10 protein-coding genes are annotated in these 9,242 nt (G+C 61.2%); 8 read left to right on the top strand and 2 right to left on the bottom strand.

Features of this window, described 5'->3' with window-relative positions; all coding sequences use genetic code 11:
- The 3 genes from EN993_RS25590 to EN993_RS25580 form a co-directional block, all read left to right on the top strand.
- A partial coding sequence (locus tag EN993_RS25590; RefSeq protein ID WP_164757805.1) for a methylenetetrahydrofolate reductase occupies nt 1-762 on the top strand: 762 nt, incomplete at its 5' end.
- Nucleotides 763-843: 81 nt separating this feature from the next.
- The gene (locus EN993_RS25585) at nt 844-1,818 is read left to right on the top strand and encodes a methyltetrahydrofolate cobalamin methyltransferase (RefSeq protein ID WP_127265155.1); all 975 of its coding nucleotides are present in this window, start codon (nt 844-846) and stop codon (nt 1,816-1,818) included.
- Nucleotides 1,769-3,919, top strand: coding sequence for an ASKHA domain-containing protein (locus EN993_RS25580; RefSeq protein ID WP_109667813.1), 2,151 nt, complete (start codon nt 1,769-1,771; stop codon nt 3,917-3,919). The genes EN993_RS25585 and EN993_RS25580 overlap by 50 nt, the downstream gene beginning before the upstream one ends.
- A 27-nt stretch (nt 3,920-3,946) precedes the next feature.
- Here EN993_RS25580 and EN993_RS25575 read toward each other — a convergent pair whose 3' ends face one another.
- A complete protein-coding gene (locus tag EN993_RS25575; RefSeq protein ID WP_245468961.1) occupies nt 3,947-4,978 on the bottom strand; it encodes an acyltransferase in 1,032 nt (343 codons plus the stop codon).
- A 290-nt stretch (nt 4,979-5,268) separates the two neighbouring features.
- Between EN993_RS25575 and EN993_RS25570 the strand changes: the two genes are divergently transcribed.
- Both EN993_RS25570 and EN993_RS25565 read left to right on the top strand, forming a co-directional pair.
- A complete protein-coding gene (locus tag EN993_RS25570; protein WP_109667815.1) occupies nt 5,269-5,454 on the top strand; it encodes a hypothetical protein in 186 nt (61 codons plus the stop codon).
- A 232-nt stretch (nt 5,455-5,686) separates the two neighbouring features.
- A complete protein-coding gene (locus EN993_RS25565) occupies nt 5,687-6,640 on the top strand; it encodes an alpha/beta hydrolase (RefSeq protein ID WP_127265154.1) in 954 nt (317 codons plus the stop codon).
- A gap of 38 nt (nt 6,641-6,678) precedes the next feature.
- On the opposite strand, the gene EN993_RS25560 is transcribed toward EN993_RS25565, so the two are convergent.
- Complete coding sequence (locus EN993_RS25560) at nt 6,679-7,578, bottom strand: LysR substrate-binding domain-containing protein (protein WP_013531163.1); 900 nt, start codon at nt 7,576-7,578, stop codon at nt 6,679-6,681.
- A 221-nt stretch (nt 7,579-7,799) separates the two neighbouring features.
- Here EN993_RS25560 and EN993_RS25555 point away from each other — a divergent pair, with 221 nt between their 5' ends.
- The 3 genes from EN993_RS25555 to EN993_RS25540 form a co-directional block, all read left to right on the top strand.
- Nucleotides 7,800-7,985 carry a hypothetical protein gene (locus tag EN993_RS25555; protein WP_109667819.1) on the top strand — a complete coding sequence of 62 codons (186 nt, stop codon included), beginning with the start codon at nt 7,800-7,802 and terminating at the stop codon, nt 7,983-7,985.
- 337 nt (nt 7,986-8,322) lie between these two features.
- Nucleotides 8,323-8,457 carry a hypothetical protein gene (locus tag EN993_RS38380; RefSeq protein WP_013531161.1) on the top strand — a complete coding sequence of 45 codons (135 nt, stop codon included), beginning with the start codon at nt 8,323-8,325 and terminating at the stop codon, nt 8,455-8,457.
- Between the two features lie 281 nt (nt 8,458-8,738).
- Nucleotides 8,739-9,242: AraC family transcriptional regulator (locus EN993_RS25540; protein ID WP_164757804.1), on the top strand; the 504-nt coding region annotated here is incomplete at its 3' end.

Raw genomic sequence — 9,242 nt, 5'->3', positions numbered from 1 at the left:
ATCCAGGGCGACGTGCTGGGCGGGGCCGCGATGGGCGTCGCCAACATGCTGTGCCTCACGGGCGACGGCGTGCAGGCCGGTGACCAACCCGGCGCCAAGCCGGTGTTCGACCTCGACTGCATGTCGCTGTTGGAAACCTGCCGTATCATGCGCGACAACGGCAAGTTCCTGTCCGGCCGCAAGCTGACGACGCCGCCGCAGCTGTTCCTCGGTGCTGCGATCAATCCTTTCGCGCCGCCGATCGACTTTCGTCCGCATCGGCTGGGCAAGAAGATCGCCTCCGGCGCGCAATTCGTGCAGAGCCAGTATTGCTTCGACGTGCCGATGTTCCGCACCTACATGCAAAAGGTGCGCGACCTCGGCTACACCGAAAAATGCTTCATCCTGGTTGGCGTCGGCCCCCTCGCCTCGGCCAAGACGGCCAAGTGGATCCGCTCAAACGTGCCGGGCATCCATATTCCCGATTCGGTCATCAAGCGGCTGGAAGGCGCGCAGGACCAGAAGAAGGAAGGCAAGCAGCTCTGCATCGACATCATCAACGAGGTGAAGGAAATATCAGGCGTTTCCGGCGTCCACGTGATGGCCTATCGGCAGGAGGAATATGTCGCCGAGATCGTCGATGAATCGGGCGTGCTGAAGGGCCGCCAGCCATGGAAACGCGAGATCCGTCGCGACGACCAGATGGTCGCCGATAGGCTCGAGCACATACTGCACGACGATATTACCGAAACGCAGGTGGACATGGTGAAGACCGCGCACTGACGGCGCGGACGGCCACCCATTCGCTTGAATGAAAACAGACAACGATATAAAGAAATCTTTATATCACGGCGGAGAGACTTCATGACCCGTACCATCGTCGCCTCGGCGACACGAGAAATCATCATCGGCTTCGACCAGCCGTTCTGCGTGATCGGAGAACGCATCAATCCGACCGGCCGCAAGAAGCTGGCCGCCGAGATGATCGCCGGCAATTTCGAGACCGTGATCCGGGACGCGCTCGAGCAGGCAGCCTGTGGCGCCACCATGCTCGACGTCAATGCCGGCGTCACCTCGGTCAACCCGAACGAGACCGAACCCGGCCTTTTGGTGCAGACACTGGAGATCGTGCAGGGTCTGGTCGACCTGCCGCTGTCGATCGACAGCTCGGTCACCGCCGCGATCGAAGCGGCTCTCAAGGTCGCCAAGGGTCGCCCGCTGGTCAACTCCGTCACCGGCGAGGAAGAAAAGCTCGAAGCCATCCTGCCGCTGGTCAAGAAGTACAACGTGCCTGTCGTCGCCATCTCCAACGACGAGACCGGCATTTCGATGGACCCGGACGTGCGCTTCGCCGTCGCCAAGAAGATCGTGCAGCGCTGCGCCGATTTCGGCATTCCGGCGCATGACGTCGTCGTCGACCCGCTGGTGATGCCGATCGGCGCGCTGGGCGACGCCGGCTGCCAGGTGTTCGCGCTGCTGCGCCGCCTGCGCGAGGAGCTCAAGGTCAACACCACCTGCGGCCTGTCCAACATCTCGTTCGGCCTGCCGCATCGCCACGGCATCAACGCCGCCTTCATCCCGATGGTGATCGGCGCCGGCATGACATCAGCCATCATGAACCCGGTGCGTCCGCAGGAAATGGAAGCCGTGCGCGGCGCCAATGTGCTGAACGGCACCGACGAGAACTGCACCAACTGGATTCGCACCTACAAGGACTACAAGCCGGCCGAAGGCGGCCAGGCGGTCGCCGCCCCGACGCAGGTCAACGCGCCGGGCGACGGCGCCAGCAATGGCGGCCGCCGCCGTGGCGGCCGTGAAGCCCGGATGGGCCGAGGATAAGCGCGCAATCGTGAATTCACCTGCAAACATCACCGACCCGCTCGTGCTGTTCATGCCGTCGGGCAAGCGCGGGCGGTTTCCTGTCGGCACCCCGGTGCTCGATGCCGCGCGCCAGCTTGGCGTCTATGTCGAAAGCGTCTGCGGCGGACGCGCCACCTGCGGGCGCTGCCAGATCGAGGTGCAGGAAGGCAATTTCGCCAAGCACAAGATCGTTTCCTCCAACGACCACATCACGCCCAAGGGCGCCAAGGAAGAGCGCTATGAGCGCGTCCGCGGCCTGCCCGAACGGCGCCGCCTCTCCTGCTCGGCGCAGATCCTCGGCGACCTCGTCATCGACGTACCGCAGGACACCGTCATCAACGCGCAGACCATCCGCAAGGATGCCGACACCAGGGTCATCGCCCGCGATTCAGCGATCCGCATGTGCTATGTCGAGATCGAAGAGCCCGACATGCACAAGCCGCTCGGCGATCTCGACCGCCTGAAGATCGCGCTGATGCACGACTGGGGTCTGAAAAGCCTCGATTTCGATTTCTATCTGCTGCCGCAGGTGCAAGGCATCCTGCGCAAGGGCAACTGGACCGCGACCGCCGCCATCTACAAGGATGCCGACAGCGAGACCGCGCGCGTCGTAGCACTTTGGCCCGGCCTCAAGAACGAAGCCTATGGGCTGGCCTGCGATATCGGCTCGACAACCATCGCCATGCATCTGGTGTCGCTGCTGTCGGGCCGCGTCGCCGCCTCGTCGGGCACGTCGAACCCGCAGATCCGCTTCGGCGAGGATCTGATGAGCCGCGTCTCCTATGTGATGATGAATCCGGATGGCCGCGAAGGCATGACGGTGGCCGTGCGCGAGGCCATCTCGGGTCTCGTCGACAAAGTCTGCGCCGAAGGCAATGTCCAGCGCAACGACATCCTGGATTCCGTCTTCGTCGGCAATCCGATCATGCACCATCTGTTCCTCGGCATCGATCCGACCGAGCTTGGCGGCGCCCCTTTCGCACTGGCCGTCTCGGGCGCGGTGCACATCAAGGCCTCCGACATCGGCCTGAAGCTCAACCAGGGCGCCAGGCTCTATATGCTGCCTTGCATTGCCGGCCATGTCGGCGCCGACGCGGCGGCGGTGACGCTGTCGGAAGGCCCGCATCGCCAGGACGAGATGATGCTGATCGTCGACGTCGGCACCAATGCCGAGATCGTACTCGGCAATCGCCAGCGGGTGGTTGCGGCCTCCTCGCCCACCGGCCCTGCCTTCGAGGGTGCCGAAATCTCCGGCGGCCAGCGCGCAGCACCCGGCGCCATCGAGCGCGTGCGCATCGATCCCGATACGCTGGAGCCGAAATACCGCGTCATCGGCTCTGAGCTGTGGTCCGACGAGCCGGGCTTCCTGGAGAGCGTGCAGGCAACCGGCGTCACCGGCATCTGCGGCTCCGGCATCATCGAAGTGGTGGCCGAGATGTATCTCGCCGGCATCATCTCGGAAGACGGCGTCATCGACGGCGGACTTTCGGCCCGCTCGCCGCGCGTCACCGCCAACGGCCGCACCTTCTCCTACGTGCTGAAGGAAGGCTCCGCCGCATTGAAGGAAGATGGGCCGAAGATCACCATCACCCAGACCGACGTGCGCGCCATCCAGCTCGCTAAGGCGGCACTTTATGCCGGCACCAAGCTGTTGATGGAAAAGCAGAACACCGAGCATGTCGACCGCATCCATTTCGCTGGCGCCTTCGGCTCCTTCATCGATCCGAAATACGCCATGGTGCTGGGCCTGATCCCGGATTGCGACCTCGACAAGGTTTCGGCGGTCGGCAATGCCGCCGGTGCCGGTGCGCGCATGGCGCTGCTCAATCGTGGCTATCGCCGCGAGATCGAGGACACGGTCAGCAAGATCGAGAAGATCGAGACCGCCCTGGAACCGAAATTCCAGGAGCATTTCGTCTACGCCATGGCGCTGCCCAACAAGGTCGATCCGTTCCCGAAACTGTCGGCGGCGGTGAAACTGCCGCCGCGCAAGACGGTCAGCGAGGATGGCGTTGCCGGCGACGCCACCCCGCGCCGGCGATCGCGCGAGGGCCACGCCGCCCGCCGCGGGCGGGAATAAGGCACGCAACGGATTCGCCGAGGCGCCTTAGTCCTTTGTCTCATTCGACGGCAGGTGCGAGCCGGACCGCTGACCGGCTGGCGGTATGCTTTTGGCGCGTGACGGGTTGAGATAGCCAGTCAGCGGCTTTTCAATCACCAGATAAAGCATCGCGGAAAGCGAAATGCTGACAAAGGCAATCAGCGCCGGCTGCCAATTTGGCGGAACCCCCAGCCGCAGCATAATGCCAGTCACCACGACAACCACCAGCACATGCCAGATGTAGATCGAATACGAGGCACTGCCAAAAAATGTAAACAAGGCCATGGGGCTGAACGGTCTGGCACGCTCGGCAAAAACCGCTCCGGCAACGATCAGGGTCGCCGGAATACCCCAACGCAGGACACGAGGCATTTCAGGGTCAAGCATCTGGGCCGCCATCAATAGGAGAAATCCGCCGACAACCAGCGACAGCGCCAGCGCAAGCTGGAGCCGGATATCCTCCATCCACAGCCGCCCGACGACAATGCCGGCCGCGAACTCAAGCATGAGGGGAGAGGTAAAGGGATAGCCTCTGAGCAGCAGCAAGTTCAATGCGACCATTGCCGTCAGCACGCCGATCAGCGCGGCAAAACGCTGCTTCTCGCCGAGCAAGAGCGCCAAGGCGAAAATGACGTAAAACATCATTTCATAACACAGCGTCCAGCCCTGGATCACCACGGGGTGAAGTGACCCATCCTGCATGATCGGAACAAACAACAGCGAGCCGAAAAAATTTGCCGGGCTCAGCATATGTCCGAAGAGAAATTGCGGCTTGCCGAAAATTGCCAGCGCGGTCAGCACCGTGACGATCCAATAAAGCGGCACGATACGAACAATCCGTCGCCACATGAAACGCTGCGGATCAACGGGGTGATCGACCGTGGTCACCCACATGATGAAACCGCTGATGACAAAAAAGAGGTCGACGCCTGCAGCGCCAACCGCGAACGGACCGCTGAACTGCTCGCTGATATGAAAGCAAACTACCGCGGAAGCGGCGAGTCCTCGAAGGTATTGAATACTGTGAATGTCATTCAAGCCATACTCCTTACCAGCACCTCCTTACTAGCACCCTCAAAAATGCTGCAGTGCACAATAGCAGACGTCCGCCACCCGCTGTCAACCGGGCGAGGCCAAGAAGCGATCGCGCGGAGCGTCAATAACCTGCAATTTCGTTTGCATGCAAATGTTTCCGGATCGCCTGATCCGGAAACCAAAACGCTGTTTTCGTGAAATCGGCCAGATACATGGCAAGCGCATTTAACCGGCATCGAAAGGCAGGCAGAAGATCGCTTTCAGCCGCCGCAACGCTCCAAGGGAGACAAAAGATGTCGATGCTCGAAAGCCTTGGCCGCTATGGCACGGCCATCAGGAATGCCCATGACCGCAGCAAGGCGCGGCGCCTGCTGAACAGCCTGCCGCCGGAGATCCAGAAGGATATTGGTTGGCCGGTGTCACCGCGATCCAGCGAAAAGGCAGCACTCATTAACACAATCTGGAGCGCCGCGCGCTGATGACCTTCGCCGACAAATGCAAATTGCTCGGCATGCGCCGGGGATCTCGCATGTCCCCCGCGACCGCCAGCAACCGGCTGCGTGCCGCACTTTTGCCGCGTCGCTGACCACTGCGGCGCGGATCACACCACCGTGTAGACATCGCGTAAAACTTGACATTTTCGGCCGCGGCACGATCTTCGAAGATAGTGGGGTTCTCTTAGTCGGCTTTGGCCGAAGTTCGTGTATTCGCATGCCAAGTTTGAAAAGCCATGTCGTGTCCTTCGTCCTGCGGCACAGCCGCAAGCAGGCGTTTGCCAGCCCGGAAAACCTGCAGCGCTGGATCGCGGCCGCGCGCAAGACCGAGAACCACCAGCCCCCTGCCTCGCTGCACCAGCGTCTCGGCATCGAGATGCATACGGTCGATGGCTTCCCCGTCTACGAAATTGCCCCCAGGACCGGCGAGCAGAAGCGGATTCTGTATCTGCACGGCGGCGCCTATGTCTTTGAAATCACGCCCTATCATTGGCATCTGATCGCCGACATGGCGGATCGGCTGGGCTATGGCATCACCGTGCCGATCTATCCCATCGCCCCCGAACACGATTTCCACGCCATGTTCGGCATGGTCGGCGATGTCTACCGGCAGATGCTCGACGAGACGGAGGCCGAAGACATCGTGTTCATGGGCGATTCCGCCGGCGGCAACATGGCCGTCGTGCTGACCATGATGGCCGCGGAAGAGGCCTTGCCGCTGCCGTCGCGCCATGTGCTGATTTCACCCGGTCTCGATATGTCGCTTTCGAACCCAAAACTCTTCGAGGCCGAACGCAACGACCCGTGGCTGGGCATTCCCGGCGGCCTGGAAGCGATCCGGATGTACAGCGCCGGCATCGACCGCAGCGACTGGCACATCAGCCCGGTCTACGGTGATCTGTCGGTGCTGCCGAAAACGCTGCTGTTGACCGGCTCACGCGATCTTCTGACCCCCGACAATCTGATCTTCGCCGAGAAGGCGCGTGCCACCGGCGTCGAGGTCGATGTCGTCCACGAGGAAGGCATGTTCCACGTCTGGCCGTTGATCGACATGCCGGAAGCACGCCGCGCCCGGCAGCACATCGTTGCTTTTCTCAGCGAGAACAGGGCCCCGATCAGGCAAGACATGAGGACAAGGTTCGAAGCGCCCTCCGCCGAAGCGGCGGAGTAGCGCTTTCTTTCTCTTCTGGATCGGCCCCTACTGGCGGATCAGAACTTGCCGGTTTCCCTAAACACTTCGAAGGTCGCGCGGATGTGGTCGGCAACCGCCTTGACCGGCGCGCTGGCGTCCGGCGCCACCACCATCGCCAGATTGTAGGTGCCGATGTCGGGCATGCCGTCCTTCGGGCAGAGTTCGACCATGTCGTTGCCGAGGAACGACTTCGGCAGCGGCGCCACCGCGAGATCGGACATGATCGCAGCGCGCTGGCCGGCCGTGTGCGCGCTCATATAGGCGATGCGATAATTGCGGCCTTCGCGGCCAAGCGCATCGAGCGCTCCGGCGCGCCAGGCGCAGCCCTCTTCCCACAGCGATACCGGCAAAGGCTCGCGCAGATGCGCGCAGCCGCCCTTGGCGCCGGCCCAGACGATCGGCTCCGTCAGCAGCACCTCGGCGCCAAGCGCACTGGTCTTGTAGGAATTGGTCAAGAGCGTGATGTCGAGCGCCCGGTCGTCCATGCGCCGGCGCAAATTGCTGCTCTGGTCGATGGTGACGTCGACGGCGATCGACGGATGCGACTGCGCAAAACGCTTCAGCACATGCGGCAGCACGCGCTCGCCGTAATCGTCCGGCGAACCAAGCCGCACCACACCGACAATCTCGGGAATGATGAACTTCGACACCACCTCGCGGTTGATCGACAGCAGCCGGCGGGCGTAGCCGAGCAGCATCTCGCCGTCCGTGGTCAGCGACACCGAGCGGGCGTCGCGCGCGAACACCGAACGGCCAAGAATGTCCTCCAGCTTCTTGATCTGCATGGAGACGGCCGATGGCGTGCGGAACACGGCATTGGCGGCGGTGGTGAAGCTGCCGGTCTCGGCAATCGCCACGAAAGTGCGCAAAACGTCGAGATCGAGCAGTGGCAGTGGATGATTGAGCGGGGCGTTCATGGGAACTGACCTTCAATTTTTCTGATACAAAGCATCATTCCATTTCGTTTGATTGAACATCAGATTGGGAGGATAGTCAACTCCATCGAAGCAGGTTGCTGCCACAAGCAGCCACGAAACGACCACGACACAAACCTGCAATCGACACGAAATGAAGCTGAAACAAACCTGACATAACCAACGCGCTGTCTGGCACTCGCCAGATGCCAAAGGAGAATGAAATGTCTATCCTGTCGTCCCTTGGTCGCATTGCGACCGAATTCAGCGCGGCCCGCGCCCGCTACCAGACCGAACGCGCCATCCGCTCCCTGCCGATCGAACTGCAGAAGGATATCGGCTGGCCTGAGGCTTCCGACACCAAGACCAATTCACGCAGTGGCGTCGGATCCTGGGCTGGAGCAAAGTAGATCGTGTGTACCAAGTCCTGAAGGCCTGCCGCGCAATCGCCCGGCAGGCCTTCTCTGTTTTATTTGTATTCAAATGATTTTCGGAGCCATGCCGCCAGCGCATGACGCATATGAGAAAGCCGCATAGCAGCTCCTGTTTCCAATTAATGCCTTGTAAATAATCGCAAATTTCGGGCACCTTGCCCAAATTATCCGCATTCGGTGTCGCATTTCATATCAAGCGCTTCGCTTTTGCGATTTAGTTTCTGCTTACACAAGCCTATATCAGCGCCAGCAAACGAGCTGCCCCACTCCATCAAGCGAAGGCGACCCGTCTGAGCAACAAATGGAGATGATTATGAAGCTTTTTGCACGCCTCTTTGCCCGCCGCGAAATGAACCTGACCACCGCTCTCGAGCGTCAGCGTCTTGCCAACACCATGCCCGGCCAGACCGGCGCCATGAATGCGGCGCGCCTCGGCTTCGTCGCCTGAAGATTTCAAAGCAGCGTATCCCTGCCGCTGCTTTAAAACTGCAACGCCGCCTGGCTCCAGCCAGAGCGGCGTTTTTGTTCTGCCCGCAGGCCATATGTTGCCTGTCCCTTGAACAGTTGGTGCCACTTCCAGGGTTCGCTGCACGCCGATTGCCCATTTGCGACCCATGTCGCAAATATAATCTTGTCGCAGCGGCGTAGCCGATTGACAGACATGGTTTTTCCTGATGTCGCTATGCTATTCGCGACATCCTGTTCGCGTCATGGCTGCGTGAGGTTCCCTTGAACGCCGTAAAGCATCCGATCAAGCGATCGTTTGTATTCTTCCTTGTTCCCGATTTCACCATGATCGCTTTTGCGACCGCGCTCGACCCGCTGCGCTCGGCCAATCGCATGCTTGGCTACGAGGCCTATTGCTGGCGCCTTGCCAGCATCGACGGCAAGCCGGTGCGTGCCTCGAACGGGGTCGAATGCGCGGTCAACACCTCGCTCGAGGATGAACGCAAGAAGATGGCAGGCCCCGACCGGCCGAACATGGCCATCGTCTGCAGCGGCATCAATGTCGAGCGCTACCAGAACAAGTCCGCCTTCGCCTGGCTGCGCGAGGAATACAATCGCGGCGTTGCCGTCGGCGGCCTGTGCACCGGTGCGCATATCCTCGCCGCCGCCGGCCTGTTGTCCAACAAGCGCTGCGCCATCCACTGGGAGAACCTGCCGGGCTTTTCCGAGGCTTTCCCAAAGGCCAATGTCTTTGCCGACCTCTTCGAGATCGACCAGAACATCTAC

Source organism: Mesorhizobium sp. M7D.F.Ca.US.004.01.2.1 (assembly GCF_003997785.1).
GTDB classification, from domain to species: Bacteria; Pseudomonadota; Alphaproteobacteria; order Rhizobiales; family Rhizobiaceae; genus Mesorhizobium; species Mesorhizobium loti.
This window is presented reverse-complemented; position numbering and strand designations above follow the sequence as displayed.